Raw genomic sequence first — 17,337 nt, forward strand, 5'->3', positions numbered from 1 at the left:
GGTCTGGAGAAATTTTAAGAGATGAAGCTATGATTGATTCGCGTCGCGCTGGTTCGAACGAGGTCCCGATTGGCGCCGAGGCGCAGCGCATTGTCCGCGTCACCATCGGCGGCCTGGTTCAGGGCGTCGGCTATCGCGCCTGGACGGAGGACGAGGCGCAAAAGCGCGGCGTCCAGGGCTGGGTGCGCAATCGCTCGAATGGCGATGTGGAAGCGCTTTTCGCCGGTCCGGCGCAAGCCGTCGAGGCGCTGTGCGAACTCTGCTGGCGCGGGCCTCCGCTTGCGCGGGTGGAAAAAGTCGAAGTCGAACAAGCGGAAGCCGCCGCGCCGGCGGAGCAGGGCGCTGGGCCGGGATTTCGCCAGATCGCCACGATCTGACTTGGTCGGATCGTGCATTCAGACAAAGAGAGTTAGCGTCACATGGGTGTATTTCAACAGAAGTTCAGGAGCGGATCGATGCGGCGCATTTTATTGACTTTGGCCGGACTCGTTATGGCCAGTTTCTCGCTGGCCGGATGCGACAAATGCGGCGATCCGATCAAGTTCAACGCGCCGAGCCAGCCTAAATCTTGCTACGATACGCCGCATGACAAATGAAGGCGCGATCTTCGCGAATTGCCGAACAAGCTTCAACGGCGAAGACGGCCCTCCGTCGCGGCTTGGTCCGCTTTGTTTAGCCAAGTCCCCTCACTCGGGGGCTTTCTCTATCGGATCATATTGCTTCACGTCGAAGCCGAACAAATCGAACGAATGCTGCATATGCGGCGGCAAAGGCGCCGTGACATCGAGCGTTCCTCCGCGTGGATGCGGCAGGATGAGGCGGCGCGCAAGAAGATGCAGTTTGCGTTCGACCGCATCGGGAATGGCGCGCAACGGATCGTTGCGGCGCGGATCGTTCTTTGGCTTCAGGCCATATTTGGGATCGCCGATGATCGAATGGCCGATCGCCTCGGCATGAGCGCGTAATTGATGCGTGCGTCCGGTGATTGGCTTCATCGATAGCCACGCGAGACGGGCCGCCAATGTATCGACGGTGGTATAGTAAGTGACTGAATGGAGGGCGTCTTCGTCGCCGTGCTTCGCCACGCGCATCTTTTCCAATGTCGCGCGCGACTCAGCGCCATCGCGCCCGGATGGGCGGTTGTCCCCCATGCCTTCGCCCTTGGCGAGATAAAGCGAAATCCGTCCCTGCGCCGGTTTGGGCACGCCCTCGACCAGGGCCCAATAGACTTTCTGCGCCTGACGCGAGCGGAAAATAGCGCCAAGATCGGCGGCGATCCGCCGCGTTTTGGCGACCAGCAAAACGCCGGACGTATCGCGATCAAGGCGATGCACCAGGACCGGTCGATCGCCGCGCTCATTGGGCAGCGAGGCGAGCATGCCGTCGATATGCTGGGTCATTCCCGAGCCGCCCTGCACGGCGAGGCCGTATGGCTTGTTCAGCACGATGAGGTAGCCATCTTCGAACAGGATCATGTCGCGCAGCGCGCGCTGATCCTCATGCGAAATCTGCGGCGCGGCCGCCTCGACGGGCGCGTCAAGCTTCAGCGGCGGCACGCGCACGCTTTGACCTTGCGCCAGCCGGGTCGCGGTTTTCACGCGCGCGCCGTCAACGCGCACCTGTCCGGTGCGGACAATCTTGTTCAAATGCGACAGCGAGAGGGAGGGAATCCTCCGCTTGAACCAGCGATCAAGACGCATCCCCTCTTCATCTTCGCTAACTTGAAACGTTTCTACGCTCACGAGAGTGCCTTTGGAATGAATCCGCGCTTGAGCGCGAAGCTGAAGAGATTTTAGCACGATCCCGAAAAGTTCGAGACTTTTGGGACGAGATCGTGAAATAGGGCGCGCAAGCGACGTAAGTCAAAGCGATCATGCGGCAGCTCGGCGAAGAGCCCGAAGACCGGGGCGGCGGATAAGAGTCAAGATCCCGCTTGGAGCGCAGGCCGCCCAGCGTGCGCTCGATCACAGAGAAAGGGGCCGTCGCAACGTGAGCCTTGGGGCCGCAGAAAATGGGCGAGGGCGAAGCCGCCGCTCCGCGCAACCTAAGTTGACTCTCGATTTCGAAGACGACATGGTGATCGCGATGGTTCCTTTCGGGGATCAAAAGGGAACGCGGTGCGGCTTAACCGCCAATACCGCGGCTGCCCCCGCAACTGTAAGCGGTGGAAACGGCTGTGATCGCCGGCCATGATTGGGGCGCGCCGGTCGCGTGGCAGGCAGCCTTGTTGCGACCCGACCGCTTCCGCGGCGTTATCGCGTTAAGCGTGCCGTTGACGGCGCATCCGCCGGTGCCTCCAACCACTTTCATGCCTCAAAATGACGACGCTTTATTCTATTTCCTCTACTTCCAGAAGCCGGGTGTGGCTGAAGAGGAGCTCGAAAGGGATGTCCGCTTCACAATCCGCAATCTCCTCTTCTGGGCGTCGGGTGACGCAGGTCCCCGCAGCGGCAATAACGCTAATCCGAACCCGTTTGGTATGGTGCGCCGGACCGGTGGCTTGTTCGCCTCGCTGCCCAAGCCGCCTTCGCTGCCGATTTGGCTCACCGAAGCAGACGTGGATTTCTACGCAGGCGAGTTCGCCAAAACCGGCTTTCGCGGCGGTCTGAACTGGTACCGCAATTTCGACCGGAACTGGGAGCTTCTCTCATCGCTCAACGGAGCGAAAGTGACGGTTCCGGCCCTCTACGTTACCGGCGACCGCGATATCGTTCTCGACTTTCCGGGAATGAGGCAAGCGGTGGCCGATTTGTCACACGCTGTGCCGATGCTACGCAAGACGATGGTGCTTCCCGAGTGCGGGCACTGGACTCAGCAGGAAAGACCTGAGGAAGTTAATGCGGCCATGATCGATTTCTTGCGACGCCTTTAGGCGATGCGCTATGCCGGCCGCGTAGGATCCGATTCCGCTTAACGGCACCGGCGCAATGTAGTGCGTCTCGCTCCGGGTTCTGACCGCCGTCACCGCCGCTGCGTCGATCACGGTCAACGACTCGTAGAACGGCAACAACCATCGGTGCAGCGGCATCGGCGTCATCGCAGGAACGACAAATGCTCGAGCCGCCCCGTCCGGACCCTCTTTTCCTGGCTCGACTCTTCTGTCGTTAAAAGCTGAGGCTGCTTCGTTGAAGGGCGAGATCAATATGTTTGAGATTCCGCGTTGATGAGCTGACGAGCGCTCTCGAAGCGAAGCAAAATCGCTCCCAGCGATACGCAGTCCACGAGGCGCGTCGCAATCTCACGCACGCGCGTGATCACAACCATCCATTTTCTGCCGCAACAAAGGCGGGGGGTCGCAAAGAGCGGCGTCGGACTGAAGCTGACCGTCAGCCGGTTCGCGACATGCCGACAGCGGCCAATCTGCGCGGCGGGAAGCTGGTCGCAATGTCAACACCCCCCCCAGCGTTCTTCTACTTAGACGATCACGAGGCGCGCCGCTGTCGGTCGACCCTCCCGCTCTACGGGCAATTCGTCCTGCGAACTGTCTCGGACTCACCGTCGCTGTTTTCTCTATGCACTGTTTTTGACTCGCATCCCGCGTCCCCTCGCACCCCTAAGACGCCGCCTACTGTCCCCGTTGCGGCGCCAACGGCGCCTCCGACGACGGCGCCGACGGGGCCGGCGGCATCGCCTCCGTCGCGAGCTCCACGCTCCGCGCCTGGAATAGTGCCTTGGGCATATCCAAATGATGGCATGGCCACAGCGATGCCGACGACAAGAATTGTTTGCTTGATGGACATAGTTGATCTCCGTTAGCTTTCCACGATTTCGTCAGACGGTGGTGAAGTCGGGATCTATTGTCGAAGTTCCGGGTCGTCGGCATTTTAATTTTACAGCGTAGACTCGCGGGTCGTTGCTGAAGTTCGAGCGGTTGTTCTTTCTTCGCACCTGTGAGAAACCAAAAGCTTGAGATTACCGTTCCAGGTGCAACGCTGGCGCTGGAAGCGTTCTTTATACAAGCACCAAAGAATCTTGCGGGGTCCACCGGACGGCAACGGTCGCCCCCAATTTCATTTATGTGCCGTCTCTTAAGCTCCGCGTCTCAGCCCGAGCGGAACCATTAGTTCGAAGATCGGTTCTCAGCATGCGGGACGAGTTCGGTTCCTTGGAGAAGAAATCAATGCGTTCCATGATCATCGGCCTCGTAGCAGCTGCAGCTTTATCATCGGCTGCTTTTGCTCAAAGTTTGACGCCGGCCGCGATTGCGACTTATGCGAACGTCTCGGACGACGCGGTGCTGAGCTATAATTTGGTCGGTCTTCACGTCCAGGATATCGCAGACCACACAGTTGGCGAGATTAAAGACGTGGTGCTCGAGAAGGGTCAGCTCGTCGGCTACATCGTGTGGGTCGGCGGGAGCGTTGGTCTTGGTGATCGATATGTCTTGGTGGAGGCTGCTTCGGTTGGGTTAACCTGGGAAGACGCCGACCATAAATGGAAAGCCGTTATCAACGCCAGCAAAGATGATCTCGCCGCGGCGCCGGAGTTCAAATATCAGGGAAAATTCAAGCACTGAGGCGATGCAAATTGTCGATCAGACCGCTTGCGTGTTCGACCGACCCGTCAAGCCGAGTGTTCCATTCCTCTGGCGTCGTCAGCAAAGCCGGCATGGGCCCAGCGTGAAGTGAATCGGGCGGACGGCGTCATTTGATTTGGAAACAAAAACAGGCGATGCCCGCGCGTTTCGCCATTCCGTTCGCCGGTCGATAGCCGCCACGTTCAATCAGGCTCGCCGTAGCGCACCGATAATTCCGCCGGTCACAGCGGCTCGACCTCAGGTGTAAACACGTAGCCGACCCCACGCTCGGTCTGGATGACTCGCGGCGCGCTTGGAGTGGACTCCAGCTTGCGTCTTAACCGCGAGATCTGCACATCGATGCTTCGGTCGAACACATCAAAATGCATGCGGGTCGCTTTCAAAAGATGCTCGCGTGACAGAGGCTGCCGGGGTGCGTCGAGGAACGCAACCAACAGGGCATACTCGCGGTTCGTCAGCGAGATCGGAACTTCATCGGGGTCGGTCAGGCGGCGCGCGCGCCGATCGAGCTGCCAGCCGCAGAACCGACAGCGGCCGTGCCTGTGATCGAGACGATGCGCCGCGGTTGCGATGCCGCGTCGTCGCAATACGGCGCGGATGCGGGCTAGAAGTTCGCGAAGGCCGAATGGTTTGTTGAGGTAGTCGTCGGCGCCCAGTTCCAAGCCAATTATCCGATCAGCATCATCGCATTTTTGGCCGGACACAATGATCACGGGGACATCGGAGCGCGACCGGATCTCTCGCAGCAGGTCAAGCCCGTCTTCTTGGCCCAGTGGCAAATCAAGAACTACTAGACTGGGTTCGCCTTTCGCGAAATGGCGAGCCATTTCCCGTTGTCCCGAAGCCGAAAGGGCGCACATGCCATTTTCTTCGAGGAAGTTGATGATCATGCTTCGCAGAGCTATGTCATCGTCGACGACGAGGATGCGTCTCGACGGGCTGTTTTTGTCCTTCATGCCTATTATGCCTTCTTTGAAACCTCGGCACGCATTGGTGCTTTGGTAAAAAATATCTCCATGCATGTGGAAAGGCGTTAGTCAGCGCCACTTCGCTATTTTTGATCGCTAACAAGCTGCTTGGCGGCCGAGCGCAATACATCAGCAAAGGCATCGACGGCCGGATCGGAAGGTCCCGCGCGACGATCGACCACATAATCGAGCGTGCCAAGACGGGGTAGGCCGGCGTCAGGGGGAATTTCTACAAATCCGGGCGGAAGGAAATTGCGCCCAAGCGCCGTCACGCCAAGGCCAGCTTCTGTCGCTGCGAGAATGCCGAGAAGATTTGCGCATTGCGCTACGACGGTCCATTGACGACGTGCGGCAAGCAGCGCCGCTTCGATTACATCGCGCGTCTCGCTTGGCCGCTGGTATGCAACGAGCGGCACCGGCTCATTCGCCTTTCCAAGCGCCCAAGATTGGCCGATCCAGACCAGCGGCTCCCGCCATAGCAGCTCGCCCTTCCTTCGCCCCGAGTGACATTTCCCAAGGATGATGTCGACTTCGTTCGACTCAAGGCAGTTGAAGAGATAGTCGTTCCGGCCCGTAAGAAAGCGCATTTCGAATCGTGGGTGCTCTCTTCGGAAGATGCCCAACACTCCAGAGAGCTTGGTCGTTGCAAATTCGTCAGCGATGCCCACCCTCAGAATGCCTTCCACAGGCGGAACGCCGAGCCGACGGCGCGCATCATCGGCCATGGCGAGAATGGACCGCACATAAACCAGCATTGCTGCGCCGTTAGGAGTCAACTCCACACGCCGCGTCGTTCGCCGGACGAGAAGCCGACCTGCGCGTCTTTCAAATCGCGCAACCTGTTGACTGACAGAAGATTGAGGAGTTCCAAGAATCCTACCAGCGCGCGTAAAACTTCCGGTATCTGCGACGGCTTCGAACGCCCTCAGCTGCTCCGTCTCAATGATGTCTTCTTGGTCCATTTCGAATTGCTCGCCTGTGGCTCTTGGCCCGTTTTAGCATGGAGGAGCCAGCCGACTTGGCTCTCGTGACGCTATGTGCAGTAGCTTATCGTTCTCACCAAATCAACAATACGTAAGAACAGATTGGCGTACATTTATCCGGATTATGAATAAATAAAGCAGTAATTTTGGTGTACTTAGGATAAATGCGATAATCACCTCTTTGTCAGTTGAATAATTGATCTAGCTGTATAGCTTATCGCGAGTTAGCGCAGCTAAATCCAAGCATTAGGCCCGAGTTTGATTGATCGATGACTTGGGTGCGCGCATTACAACAGACGGTGAGATGACCGCATGAAAGTTCTCCTCGCTTCCATCCCCGCAGTGGGCCATCTCAATCCCGTACTCGGGATCGGGCGCATTCTGATCGATGCCGGCCATGAAGTCGCTTGCCTATCGGGCGGCTTTCTCCGCGACCGCATCGAAAGCATTGGGGCGAAATTCCACGCCCTTCCCGCGGCGGCGGATTTGGATCCAGATCCAATGAAGCAATTTCCTGAAGCCAAAACCATTTCCCCCGGGCTGCAACTGTTGCGCTTCGCCTTGGAGCGGGTGTTTATCGACCGGATGCCGGGGCAGTTGGAAGGTCTGCGGCAGGTTCTGCGAGACTTCCCGGCCGACGTCATTATTGGCGACCAGCTCATGCTCGGCACATTTCCGATGCTCCTTGGTCCGCGGTCGAAACGTCCGGCCATTGTTCTGTTGGGCACTTCATATCTGATCTGGCGTCGCGATGACGGAGCTCCGAACGAGGCCGGCATCCCGCCTGCGAGCAATGAGGCGCAGCGCGAGGAGTACGCCGCCCTCTTCAAGGAAAGCGAAGCGGCTGTCTTTGGGCCTGCAGGCCGTCATCTCAACAACCTTTTGGCCGCCTTGGGGGTCGGGCCGGTTTCGATGAATCTTTACGACGCCATCGTCTCACTTCCCGACGCCTATCTGCAGCTGACGGTTCCAAGCTTTGAATTGCCGCGGCGCAACCTCCCGGCCAACGTGCATTTTGTCGGCCCGCTGCCAATCGTCCCCAATCAAGCTCCCCTCCCGCCCTGGGCGCATGAATTGGACGGCTCCCGCAGGGTCGTCCTTTTAACCCAGGGTACTTTGACCACTTACAATTTCAACGAATTGGTCGTCCCCACTTTGGCCGCGCTCGCCGACGAGCCCGACGTGCTGGTGATGGTCACCGCGAGGGGACGGTCGATCGACGCCATTCCAGGTCCGATCCCGAGCAATGCGCGCCTGGCGAGCTATTTGCCGTTTGAGTGGGCGCTCTCTAAAGCCGACGCATTTGTCACCAACGGCGGTTATGGCAGCGTCAACCAGGCTTTGAGCTTTGGCGTTCCAATCGTCGCGGCCGGAGCTCTGGCGGACAGGGGCGACGTGAACGTCCGCGTCGCCTGGTCCGGCGTCGGCGTTAATCTCGCGACCAATGCGCCGACGTCGGAGGCGCTGCGTTTGGCGATCCGGGATGTGCTGGACAAGCCGAATTATCGTTCGCGCGCGACGGAGATGGCCAAAGAGTTTAGCCGCATCGACACGCGGTCCGAAATACTCCGGATTCTCGAACAGGTCTCGCAGGCTTCAGAGAAAGAGAGAGGCCTGCGCATCGCCTGACAATTCAGAATCTTCCCTACATTGGTCCGAAGTTCGCCGGGGTCGTCAGGAACTCTGCTCGAGCGCCGGTCCGATCGTGTTCTGCTCCACTTTCTCAACGAAGGAACTATAATGAATCCGAAAATTCGGCTGTTATTGACGGCGCTGTCTGTTGCCACATCGTTGCCCAGCGTTGCTTACGCGCAGTCCACAACTGCCCTGCTATATAAGAAAACAGTCCTCGTTTCCGACACCAAGGGAAGCGGCCTCACCCAAGACCCCGTCATGGTCAATCCTTGGGGCATGGCCTTCCAGCCCGACGGCGCGTTCTGGATCAACGATAGCAACTCCGGCGTGGCCACTCTCTATGACGGCAACGGGACCAAGGTGCAAAAAACCTTCACTATCCCGAACCCCATCAATGCGAGCCTGAAGTCCCAGCCGACCGGCTTGGGCTGGAATCCCACTCCCGGCTTCCTCGTTCCGGGCACGAACTTGACCGCCCTCTTATAATGGGAACGTTTCAAGGCTCCATCACAGCCTGGGCCCCGAATCTGCCGGTTGCGCCAACCGTCGCCGTCACGGCCGTCGATAATTCGAAGGCCGGCGCGGTCTACACCAGCATCGAACTTGGCGAGAACGACAAAGGCGCCTTCATTTACGCCGCCAATGTTCATACCGGCAAAATCGACGTCTTCGACTCCACCTTTAAGCCGGCTAACGCCGAGCTGACGGGCACGTTCGCCGATCCGCAGATCCCCGCGGGCTTCACGCCCTTCGGAATCCACAATATCCAGGGCAATCTCGCGGTGACCTATGCCAAACAGAACGCCTCGAAGAGCTTCATAACCGCGGGCGCAGGCGTCGGCTTCGTCGACCTGTTCGACACTGAGGGCAACCTCTTACAGCGCCTCGCCGCCGGCGGCTCGCTCAACGTGCCTTGGGGAGTCGCCCTCGCGCCAATTGGCTTCGGCGGCGCCGGCGGCGAAATTCTCGTCGCCAATTTCGGCGATGGCCATATCAACGCTTTTGACGGAAAAGGCGGCGTCCAAATGCTGCTGAACCAGAGCGGACAGCCAATCGCCGCCCCCGGCCTGTGGGAGATCAGGTTCGGCGGCGGGACTGACTCGAGCCCACTCGCACTGTTCATCACGGCCGGCATCGACGGAGGCGCGCACGGCCAATTCAGCATGCTGTCGCCGGCACTGCCGGCAGCCCCCGCCAATTGATCGACAAACGGTCGGGGTAAAGCCCCGACCATTTTGACGGATGCAGGTAAGTCAGGCCGCCTCGCGAGGCCTAGGCCGTTGTGACGAATTCGGCGTTTGGGGGATTCTCGCGAGGATCTTTCCATGATTCAAGGCTGATTTTTGGAGATCAGCCTTGATGATTCGGGATGTCGATGCGCTGCGAGACGATCAATGGGAGCGGCTTTGTGATCTTGTGCCAGGCGGAAGAGCCGGCCAGCGCGGGCCGCGCTGCGACAATCGACGCTTCGTCGACGCGCTGTTATGGATGGCCCGCTCGGGCGGCCGCTGGCGCGATCTGCCCGAACGCTTCGGCGACCATCAGGCGGTGAAACGCCGCTACTATCGCTGGATCGAGCGCGGCGCCTTGGACGGATTTCTTGAGGCATTCACCGCCGAGGCCGATCTCGAATGGCTGATGATCGACTCAACAATCGTGCGCGCCCATCAGCACGCGGCCGGCGCAAGGATCGCCAAAGGGGGGCGGATGCCCAAGGCCTGGGCCGCTCTCGCGGTGGTTTGAGCACCAAAATCCACGCCGCGACAGACGCACTCGGCAACCCCGTTCGGCTCCTTCTCGGACCTGGGCAGCGCAACGACATCACAAAAGCGCACGCCCTGATCGAAGGCTTTGCGGCCGATGCGATCATCGCCGATAAAGGTTATGACGCCAATCACTTGCGCAAGGCTGTTCTTATGCGTGAGGCTGAGCCGGTGATCCCATCAAAATCCAATCGCCGCGCGCCGCTCCCCTACGACAAGGCGCTCTACAAGGAGCGCAATCTCGTCGAGCGTTTCTTCAATAAACTGAAGCAGTTCCGGCGCGTCGCAACCCGATACGACAAGCTCCTCGCAAACTACCGAGGCTTCGTATTGCTCGCCGCTATTGCTATCATGCTCAGGTAATTCGTCACTACTGCCTAGCTTATAACTCCTTTTTTGGACGGGATGCTTGGGCGCTCCAAGTCAAGGCTTTCCTCCTCGTCCCTGCGCTGCCGACAGTCCGGCACTCGCACTCGCTGCTCGGCGCCATCGCGTCGGAGAGGATCGCTGGCATCAGCCGCAGATTGCCCACCTGTCCCGCTGGAACTTGAACAGCCGCCCCTGACAGTGGGTCATTGAATATAAATTTCACACACGCGGATTTGAAAGGCCTTTTGAGCACAGGTCAAAAAATGAACAAGCTTCGGCTTCTTACGTCCGGGCGAGCGTTTCCCGAACGTCCTCGTTCGGGCCATGACTCAGACCGCGAAAACGAGAACGGAGCACTCAATGAAACTTGCCGTAGCTTTATCAGCGGCGATGCTCGCGATAGCGCCCGCTATTGCCCTAGCCCAAGATGGTTCGGCCGCCGCTCCAGGCGATACGGGCGCAGCCGCGGCCTCGGCGAAAACCGCCGCGCCGAAAGGCAAAAGTAAAAAGGCTGCGAAGACGGCCAACGCGGCCCATGCCAAAAAGGACGCTCATCCAGCAAAACCATCCAGTGACTCCAGTCCCGCTCCGGATGCTGGGAATGAATAAGCGTTAAAGCCTGATCGCCGCGCTACCGCAGTCCGAGTGGTAGCGCGGTTAAAGACTCTCAACGACAACGGTCGTCTTCCCTCAGAACCGCTAAAGCCCCGCTGCCAGCAATGTCCGCGCACCGCGCGGGCGGCGTGGAAAATTAAAGGTTGGCGACGCGGCGACTTTCATCCGAAACGCCAGAAACCTCCTCGATGATGCGGAGAATTTCGGAACGCGTGTCGATCGCTCTAAACTCTTTGCCTATGGCCGACGCTCGCGCCCTGTAGTCAGGCTTATCCAGCACATCCCGGATCGCCCCGCGCAGCGCCTGCGGCGTCGCCTCATTGGTCTTGAGATCTATGCCAACGCCGGACCACGCCACGCGTGCGTTCACGTCCGCTTTGTCTTCCGTCAATCCCGCGGCGACAAGGGGAACGCCAAAGCTCAAAGCCTGGTTGACGCTGCCGTACCCACCATTAGTGACAAACGCATCGACCTTGGGCAGCAGCCACTCGAACGGCAAATAGCTGGCCAAGCGTGCGTTGCTGGGGATGGGACCGGAAATGGAGTCGATGGGACGGCCGCCAGCGGTGACGACCACGAGCACATCGGGCTCATTCGCGAGCGCCGTCAGCGTCGGCGCAACCAGCTGGTCGAAATCGAAATTGGACAACGTTCCTTGGGTCGCCAAGACAACCTTGCGCGAGCCATCCAACTCATTCGCCCAGGAGGGAACCGGGGCTTGATTTGGGATGATCGGAAGCGCCCCCACGAAGTGCACCGAGGTCGGCAAGTCCCGGCGCGGAAATTCAAAGCTCGGAACCGTCAGTTGTAGATAAGCATCCGGAGATTCTATCATGGCGTCGAGCAAATCCATCGAGAGCGGCTCAACGCCCAAGCCAGTAAGGCAGGCATTCAGATAGCGCCTGACAGGCTCATCGAGGACCGTGTCGCGCTTTCTGGAGAGGGCGGCATATTCCTCGCGCCGCGCATCGCTAATCGCGGGCGGCAAGCCAGCAAAAAGCGGCGCGCCGTCATCACGGCGCAAATGCAAAAATGATGTGCCGCAAATAACAATGGAGGGACGTTTCGAGCGCGGTATTTGCAGCGTCGGGAGGATTCCAAGAAACAGATTATCGCCGATGATGACGTCGGCCGGGAACTCCTGCAGAACCTTCCGCAAGCCGTCATTCTGCGCCGGAATTGCGTCGACATACACGCGCTCCAAGGCGAAGCGCAATCGCTCCGGCCCCGGAGGGATCTTTTTCCATTCCGGAAACAACGCATCCCGATTGCTCAAATCAAGGTCGGCGGCCGCCGGAAAAGCGCGAAATGCCGCGCCTATTGCTTGAATGCGGTCGCGCATAACGCTTGCGGACAGGCCCAAGACCTCATGGCCATCGTCAATTAATGTGCGTCCGATGGCGAGCAGCGGATTGAGGTGACCCATCAAGGGCGTCGAGGCGATAAGAACTTTCATGCGGTCCTGTTCACTCTGACTGTTGAAAACGCGGAGCCAAGGCCTGGCCCTCTCATCTGGAGTGCGGCATATATTTGGCTGAATCAGAGAAGGGTAGTCGGGAGCGATTGCGCCTTTGCTACGGATCGGCGCGAAGCGGTTACGGATGCAATGGAGACCGCGGCTGCCGCCATTTTTTGAAAACCCTTTGGAATCAACGGTAATCGCTTGCGACATATGCGACATGAAAAAGCCGCCCAGATGGCGGCTAATTCGTCTAAGTCATTGATTTTATTTGGAGGCCTCGCCCGGAATACGCATTAACTGATAAATCAATGACTTACCAAAAGTGGGACTCGGTTTTTGTCCTAAACTCTCCCGAGTGAACCTTCCCTAAAGTGTCCCACTTTTTTCTGTCTTCCGGACGATCAGATGCATCGCATCGCCAGCCACCTGCTTCTGGCGCGCCTTCTTCGTGTAATGGGCCGCCATATCAGGATCGCTCCAGCCGAAGATGGCCATCAACTGCTTTTCCGTCGCGCCGTTCTCTGCGGCGATACAGGCTCCGGCCTTGCGCAATCCGTGTGCCGAGCAATGCTTGAGGCCTGCCGCATTACACCATTTCCGCATGCGGTTGCCGAAACCGGCGGCCGAGAAAGGCTTGCCGTATTCGTTTACCAAGAATGTAAGGTTCCCGCTCGGCCCCTGCTTAATCGAGGCTTGAAGCTCGGGGAGGACGGGAAGGTCTAGAATGACAGGTTTCCTGTTGCGGTTCTTGTTCTGCGTGAAGTGAATCCAGAGCGTAGGGAGGCCCGTTTCCTGGTCGATCTCCTCCCGCACGTGCTGCCGACCGAAGGCAATGACGTCTGATTTCCTCTGGCCGGTGAACATGAGGAGGGCGAGCGCCAGGCGCGCCGTTGACCCGACGCGGTGAGTAGCTTCGAACCGCTCGACTTCCTCCAGTGTCCATGTATGGAAGCCCTGCGAGCCCGTTCTAAAGGCGGGTACGTCGCGCGCCGGGTTGGCCGGCATCGGATAGGCGCGCATAATATCTTCGTCGCCAAGCGCCCATTTGAAGACGCTTCGCAGCGCCTTGAGCCTGCTATTTGCGGCCTCCGGAGCATCAATCTTACGGTCTCGAAGGATCTTTACAAATTTAGGGCCAAACTCCTTGATGGGGCAGTCGCCGAACATCAGTTCATCACCGGGCGCTATTTTCTCATCCCAGCAATTGTTCAGCACTCGCCGGCGAACTGTCCGAGTATCGATATCAAGGCGCCTGAATTCTGCGCACTGCTCGAAATAGGCCTCACATAGCCATCGAAGAGATCCGGTTTTCGCACGAACAATCGGCGCAGGGACGGCCTTCGGCTGATATTGGATGCCTTTGAGCGCCAGGCCGTAGGCTTCCCAGAACTCCGGCGTGCCTTTCTCGGGGCGAATCCTAATCTTTTTCTGGCCCGGCGCCCGGACGTAGGTTCTAAGGTTTCCGAACCGATCAGTATCCTCAACGAGGTACTTAGGCTTAACCCAAGGCATTCCCGCCACCATGATCATAGCCTGGCCCGTCCCCACGGACTTTCTGGCTCTTCATCATGCATTGAGACAACGCCGGGTTGCAAATTCGCGGGGGGCGTATGCGGAACGCGACGGAAGGCGGTCGCTACTTCGTCGGCGTCCCAAACCGTACGTCCTGCAAACTTCCGAGGAAATGGCATTTTCCCTTCGCGGACCAAGCGCTCGAACAGGCTCGGGCTCAGTCCGACATAAGCCGCCGCTTCCTCGAGGCTTAGGCCGACAGGATCGCGAGGACAACGGATTGATGCGCGGGCGCGGCTCATGGTTCAGGCTTGGCCTTTCTCGTTGGCTGGCTTACTCGCCTGAAGGGCGGCGCGTGCATCTCGAGCCTTCATGGCAAGTTCGAACATCGGGCCGTAATGGTCCGCATATTCGCCACCAAAAATCGCTTCGGCCTCGCTGAGCGCATCCTCGTATGTCTCCAGCGCCTCCCGCATCAACGCCAGCTCGGCGTCTTTGGCGGCGATGGTTTCGCGAAGACGCGTGACCTCTGACAGTGTGGCGGAGTAAATTGCGTCGTAGCTCATTCGCCCAGCTCCAATTTCCTGATCTCAGCAGCGATCTTGTACGCCGTGACCATCCGCGTATCTGATGCGATCGAACTCGCGATGCTGTGGCAGTTGTCCCGATGTACCGCGTCGGCAATTTGCGCAGCCTTCTCGCGCACCGCCTCAAGCGTGCTCTGGCGGATGGCGGCGAGTTCGGGTTCGATGATGGACATGGCGACCTCAGCGGCCAGTATGTGCGGCCCGCGAAGATCTTCGGAGTTGGTCAGCCAAGATCCTCTGGCTTCATGAATCGCCATCGCAATGCGCTCGCGTAAATCATCCATTGGGGTTGTCCTCGTCTTTGGATGTGAGCCAGCCACACCTCCAATCATCATGCGCTATCGTTCCCCGATATGGGTTTGTGGTTATGGCAAGACCATCTAGGTGCGCGTCGTAGCCTTCGCGCCATTCGTCGCTCATGGCTTGCTCTCTCCATCGACCGGCGCGGCGAATGGGTCGATACTGCCGCGTCTCCAGTGCTCCGCCGTATGCCATGCGGGATAGCGCGCCGATGAATAGGCAGGCGCCTTGCCGAAGATGTCTTCCATCGTCGAGCTTCGGCCCTGATAGCAATCGTTCACCGAGTCCTGAAGATGCGCGAGCCGGATGACTTCGCTCAGCCTATCCCGCTCGGCAATGACCTTGTCGTATTCCGCCTTCAACACATCCCAATGAAGCTTCAGGTCTTTGTTGGCGAAGAGGACCGCATCCCGCTCGGCCTCGGCCTTCTCGGCGAGCTCGCGCACAGCGGCGTAATGCTCCGCGATAAGCCGTGCGGGCAGAACATACCTGTCCCAGTACATTCCCTCGTCGTCATTGTGGCCGAGACGGCGCGCGATCATTCGGGCAACCCGTTCAACTTCGTCGACCGCCACCGGCTCGCGCTCGGCTGCAATGTTGATGTTGGCTGCTGTGAGCGCAGCCTTGAGGCTGTCGCTAGTATTTCCATCACATTCCCAAAACGCGTTTTCCATCGCCTCCACCGCGTCCGGAGCCGCTTGCGCATCTTCGATGATCTTGATCGCTTTAAGATTGGCCGCTGTGAGCGCGGCTTGCATGGCCTTAGGGTGGTCGTTCATATAGAATGACGGGTTAACGCTGTCGTAGCCCTCCACTGCCGCTTCGACCGCATCGGAAGCCGCGCAGGCGGTTGAGATGATGGCATTGAGGCCATTGAAGCGCTTGGCTAAAACGTCACGCTCCTTTTCCACGGCGACGAGACGTGCGTTTAGACGCGCGTTTTCCTGATCAAGGCCATCCACTCTATTCTTGAGCCCTGCGATCTCTGCTTCGTAGGCGCTGTCGCTGCGCATGGGGCTGGTGGGGGTGGGGGTGTGCTCGGTCATTGCTTCCACCATTTGATTGCATCCATCTTTCCGGTGAGCACGGCCCAAGCCAGTCGGATGCGCATCCAGGGCGTATCGCATCTGTAGTTGATCGGGCGCGCCGGCACATATTGCCCGTCTATGCAGGCATGGACTTGGTTGAGTGACTTCGCCAAATCTTCAGCCTTGTAAGCGCTCATATCCATCGTTCCTTTCGGGCTTGATCTCGGGCGGCGGTCATCGACGCTGCGCTTCATCGCGGGCTTCATTCAGTTCGGCCATTGCCGCAGTTGATCCGCCACGGTCAGGATGGAGCTTTTGCGCTAGACGGCGATAGGCCTGGCCTGCCCCCATGGGGTGATCCAGTTTGAATGTTAGTGCATTGTCGGCCCTGGCGCTATTGCTGGCGTGGCGGGCGAAGCTGGTCCGGATTGCGAAGCCGGCCATTGCAGGGTCTCCGGGGCTGGCGGCTTGTAGCCCAGCGATGAGTGCGGGCGCACGGTGTTGTAGTGGCGTCGCCATCGCTCAATGACGACCTTCGCCTCCTTGAGAGTGTAGAAGATTTCACCATTCAAAAGCTCGTCGCGCAGCTTCGAGTTGAAGCTCTCGCAATAGCCGTTCTCCCAGGGACTGCCCGGCATGATGTAGGCGGTCTTCGCGCCGACGGCGGCAATCCAGTCACGCAACGCCTTGGCGATGAACTCCGGGCCGTTGTCGGAACGAATGTGGATCGGAACCCCTCGCAAGATGAAGAGGTCCGAGAGAACGTCGATGACGTCCGCTGCCTTCAGCTGCCGGTTAATCCTGATCGCGATGCATTCGCGGGTAAATTCGTCGATGATATTCAGCATGCGATATTTCCTGCCATCATGAGTGCGGTCCTCGACGAAGTCATAGGACCAGACGTGGTTGGGGCATTGCGGGCGCAGCCGGACGCACGAGCCGTCATTGAGCCAGAGACGCCCGCGCTTGGGTTGTCTGGCCGGAACTTTCAGCCCCTCGCGTCGCCAGATCCGCTCGACCCGTTTGACGTTGACCTTCCAGCCTCGCTCCCACAACATCGCCGTGATGCGGCGGTAGCCATAGCGGCCGTACTGGATGGCGAGCGCCGTGATGTCGGCGATCAATGCCGCTTCGTCATCGGGCTTGGTCGGAACCTTGCGCTGCGTGGAGCGATGCTGACCGAGAACCCGGCAAGCGAACCGCTCGGAAACGCCATGTTCGGCGATCACATGCTCCACGCAGGCGCGACGACGCGCGGAGCTCAGAAGTTTCCCGAGGCAGCCTCTTTCAGGATCAGCTTCTCAAGCGTCAAATCGGACACCGCTCGACGGAGCCGCGTATTCTCCGCCTCCAGCTCCTTCAGCCGCTTCACCTGATCGCCCTTCAGGCCGCCGTATTCCGACCGCCATCGATAGTATGTAACTTCCGTCACCCCTATCGAGCGGATCGCCTCCGCGACCGGTCGCCCTTGCGCGCTAAGCACTTCGACTTGCCGTAGCTTCGCGACGATCTCTTCCGCCTTGTGTCTTTTCCTCGGCATTGCGCAGTCCTCCATCAGGCTCATAAGCCCATACTTCA

General features: G+C 59.0%; 18 protein-coding genes, 1 pseudogene and 1 riboswitch. Of the genes and pseudogenes, 9 read left to right on the forward strand and 10 right to left on the reverse strand.

Annotated elements, in window-relative coordinates:
* Positions 1-29: 29 nt before the first annotated feature.
* Entirely contained in the window at positions 30-377 is a 348-nt protein-coding gene (locus tag WDN46_07540) for an acylphosphatase (protein MEJ0093277.1), read from the forward strand.
* Between the two features lie 78 nt (positions 378-455).
* Positions 456-596, forward strand: a complete 141-nt coding sequence (locus WDN46_07545) for a hypothetical protein (protein ID MEJ0093278.1) — start codon at positions 456-458, stop codon at positions 594-596.
* Between the two features lie 90 nt (positions 597-686).
* Here the strand turns inward: WDN46_07545 and WDN46_07550 are convergent, their stop codons facing one another.
* On the reverse strand, positions 687-1,742 hold the full coding sequence (locus WDN46_07550; GenBank protein MEJ0093279.1) for an RluA family pseudouridine synthase: 1,056 nt from the start codon (positions 1,740-1,742) through the stop codon (positions 687-689).
* Between the two features lie 324 nt (positions 1,743-2,066).
* A riboswitch (cobalamin riboswitch) is annotated at positions 2,067-2,247 on the forward strand.
* Between WDN46_07550 and WDN46_07555 the strand changes: the two genes are divergently transcribed.
* Positions 2,225-2,872 (forward strand): alpha/beta hydrolase, encoded by a 648-nt coding sequence (locus WDN46_07555; protein MEJ0093280.1) that lies wholly within the window; start codon positions 2,225-2,227, stop codon positions 2,870-2,872. Its footprint overlaps the riboswitch before it by 23 nt.
* A 1,248-nt stretch (positions 2,873-4,120) precedes the next feature.
* On the forward strand, positions 4,121-4,516 hold the full coding sequence (locus WDN46_07560) for a PRC-barrel domain-containing protein (GenBank protein MEJ0093281.1): 396 nt from the start codon (positions 4,121-4,123) through the stop codon (positions 4,514-4,516).
* 242 nt (positions 4,517-4,758) lie between these two features.
* Here the strand turns inward: WDN46_07560 and WDN46_07565 are convergent, their stop codons facing one another.
* Together WDN46_07565 and WDN46_07570 are read right to left on the reverse strand one after the other, a co-directional pair.
* Positions 4,759-5,493 carry a response regulator gene (locus tag WDN46_07565; GenBank protein ID MEJ0093282.1) on the reverse strand — a complete coding sequence of 245 codons (735 nt, stop codon included), beginning with the start codon at positions 5,491-5,493 and terminating at the stop codon, positions 4,759-4,761.
* 95 nt (positions 5,494-5,588) lie between these two features.
* Positions 5,589-6,260: a LysR substrate-binding domain-containing protein gene (locus WDN46_07570; protein ID MEJ0093283.1), complete on the reverse strand. Its 672-nt coding sequence runs from the start codon at positions 6,258-6,260 to the stop codon at positions 5,589-5,591.
* Positions 6,261-6,800: 540 nt separating this feature from the next.
* On the opposite strand from WDN46_07570, the gene WDN46_07575 reads away from it, so the two are divergent.
* From WDN46_07575 to WDN46_07595, 5 genes and pseudogenes are all read left to right on the forward strand, one after another.
* The gene (locus WDN46_07575; GenBank protein MEJ0093284.1) at positions 6,801-8,117 is read left to right on the forward strand and encodes a nucleotide disphospho-sugar-binding domain-containing protein; all 1,317 of its coding nucleotides are present in this window, start codon (positions 6,801-6,803) and stop codon (positions 8,115-8,117) included.
* Between the two features lie 111 nt (positions 8,118-8,228).
* On the forward strand, positions 8,229-8,609 hold the full coding sequence (locus WDN46_07580; protein ID MEJ0093285.1) for a hypothetical protein: 381 nt from the start codon (positions 8,229-8,231) through the stop codon (positions 8,607-8,609).
* Positions 8,609-9,325 (forward strand): TIGR03118 family protein, encoded by a 717-nt coding sequence (locus tag WDN46_07585; GenBank protein ID MEJ0093286.1) that lies wholly within the window; start codon positions 8,609-8,611, stop codon positions 9,323-9,325. The genes WDN46_07580 and WDN46_07585 overlap by 1 nt, the downstream gene beginning before the upstream one ends.
* Positions 9,326-9,482: 157 nt before the next feature.
* A pseudogene (locus tag WDN46_07590) lies at positions 9,483-10,249 on the forward strand (IS5 family transposase).
* Positions 10,250-10,615: 366 nt separating this feature from the next.
* Positions 10,616-10,864: a hypothetical protein gene (locus tag WDN46_07595; GenBank protein MEJ0093287.1), complete on the forward strand. Its 249-nt coding sequence runs from the start codon at positions 10,616-10,618 to the stop codon at positions 10,862-10,864.
* Between the two features lie 142 nt (positions 10,865-11,006).
* Here WDN46_07595 and WDN46_07600 read toward each other — a convergent pair whose 3' ends face one another.
* The 7 genes from WDN46_07600 to WDN46_07630 all read right to left on the reverse strand — a co-directional run bounded on the left by WDN46_07600 (position 11,007) and on the right by WDN46_07630 (position 17,299).
* Complete coding sequence (locus WDN46_07600; GenBank protein ID MEJ0093288.1) at positions 11,007-12,326, reverse strand: nucleotide disphospho-sugar-binding domain-containing protein; 1,320 nt, start codon at positions 12,324-12,326, stop codon at positions 11,007-11,009.
* A 372-nt stretch (positions 12,327-12,698) separates the two neighbouring features.
* Entirely contained in the window at positions 12,699-13,862 is a 1,164-nt protein-coding gene (locus WDN46_07605) for a site-specific integrase (GenBank protein MEJ0093289.1), read from the reverse strand.
* Positions 13,863-14,149: 287 nt separating this feature from the next.
* Positions 14,150-14,410, reverse strand: coding sequence for a hypothetical protein (locus tag WDN46_07610; protein ID MEJ0093290.1), 261 nt, complete (start codon positions 14,408-14,410; stop codon positions 14,150-14,152).
* Complete coding sequence (locus WDN46_07615; protein ID MEJ0093291.1) at positions 14,407-14,715, reverse strand: hypothetical protein; 309 nt, start codon at positions 14,713-14,715, stop codon at positions 14,407-14,409. The genes WDN46_07610 and WDN46_07615 overlap by 4 nt, the downstream gene beginning before the upstream one ends.
* Positions 14,716-14,847: 132 nt before the next feature.
* Entirely contained in the window at positions 14,848-15,777 is a 930-nt protein-coding gene (locus WDN46_07620; GenBank protein ID MEJ0093292.1) for a hypothetical protein, read from the reverse strand.
* Complete coding sequence (locus WDN46_07625; GenBank protein ID MEJ0093293.1) at positions 15,774-15,956, reverse strand: hypothetical protein; 183 nt, start codon at positions 15,954-15,956, stop codon at positions 15,774-15,776. The genes WDN46_07620 and WDN46_07625 overlap by 4 nt, the downstream gene beginning before the upstream one ends.
* A gap of 174 nt (positions 15,957-16,130) precedes the next feature.
* A protein-coding gene (locus WDN46_07630; protein MEJ0093294.1) for an IS3 family transposase occupies positions 16,131-17,299 on the reverse strand; the annotation gives its coding sequence in 2 pieces (ribosomal slippage) (positions 16,131-17,035 and positions 17,035-17,299; 1,170 coding nt in all).
* Between the last annotated feature and the right edge of the window lie 38 nt (positions 17,300-17,337).

Origin of the sequence: Methylocella sp., assembly GCA_037200525.1 — a bacterium.
Classification (GTDB): domain Bacteria; phylum Pseudomonadota; class Alphaproteobacteria; order Rhizobiales; family Beijerinckiaceae; genus Methylocapsa.

Excerpts from the sequence above, each read along its gene's own strand:
- WDN46_07615 (MEJ0093291.1), bottom strand. The coding sequence starts at position 14,715 with ATGGATGATTTACGCGAGCGCATTGCGATGGCGATTCATGAAGCCAGA.
- WDN46_07540 (MEJ0093277.1), top strand. The coding sequence starts at position 30 with ATGATTGATTCGCGTCGCGCTGGTTCGAACGAGGTCCCGATTGGCGCC.
- WDN46_07600 (MEJ0093288.1), bottom strand. The coding sequence starts at position 12,326 with ATGAAAGTTCTTATCGCCTCGACGCCCTTGATGGGTCACCTCAATCCG.
- WDN46_07560 (MEJ0093281.1), top strand. The coding sequence starts at position 4,121 with ATGCGTTCCATGATCATCGGCCTCGTAGCAGCTGCAGCTTTATCATCG.
- WDN46_07605 (MEJ0093289.1), bottom strand. The coding sequence starts at position 13,862 with ATGATCATGGTGGCGGGAATGCCTTGGGTTAAGCCTAAGTACCTCGTT.
- WDN46_07620 (MEJ0093292.1), bottom strand. The coding sequence starts at position 15,777 with ATGACCGAGCACACCCCCACCCCCACCAGCCCCATGCGCAGCGACAGC.
- WDN46_07565 (MEJ0093282.1), bottom strand. The coding sequence starts at position 5,493 with ATGAAGGACAAAAACAGCCCGTCGAGACGCATCCTCGTCGTCGACGAT.
- WDN46_07595 (MEJ0093287.1), top strand. The coding sequence starts at position 10,616 with ATGAAACTTGCCGTAGCTTTATCAGCGGCGATGCTCGCGATAGCGCCC.
- WDN46_07610 (MEJ0093290.1), bottom strand. The coding sequence starts at position 14,410 with ATGAGCTACGACGCAATTTACTCCGCCACACTGTCAGAGGTCACGCGT.
- WDN46_07585 (MEJ0093286.1), top strand. The coding sequence starts at position 8,609 with ATGGGAACGTTTCAAGGCTCCATCACAGCCTGGGCCCCGAATCTGCCG.
- WDN46_07570 (MEJ0093283.1), bottom strand. The coding sequence starts at position 6,260 with ATGCTGGTTTATGTGCGGTCCATTCTCGCCATGGCCGATGATGCGCGC.
- WDN46_07545 (MEJ0093278.1), top strand. The coding sequence starts at position 456 with ATGCGGCGCATTTTATTGACTTTGGCCGGACTCGTTATGGCCAGTTTC.
- WDN46_07575 (MEJ0093284.1), top strand. The coding sequence starts at position 6,801 with ATGAAAGTTCTCCTCGCTTCCATCCCCGCAGTGGGCCATCTCAATCCC.
- WDN46_07580 (MEJ0093285.1), top strand. The coding sequence starts at position 8,229 with ATGAATCCGAAAATTCGGCTGTTATTGACGGCGCTGTCTGTTGCCACA.
- WDN46_07625 (MEJ0093293.1), bottom strand. The coding sequence starts at position 15,956 with ATGAGCGCTTACAAGGCTGAAGATTTGGCGAAGTCACTCAACCAAGTC.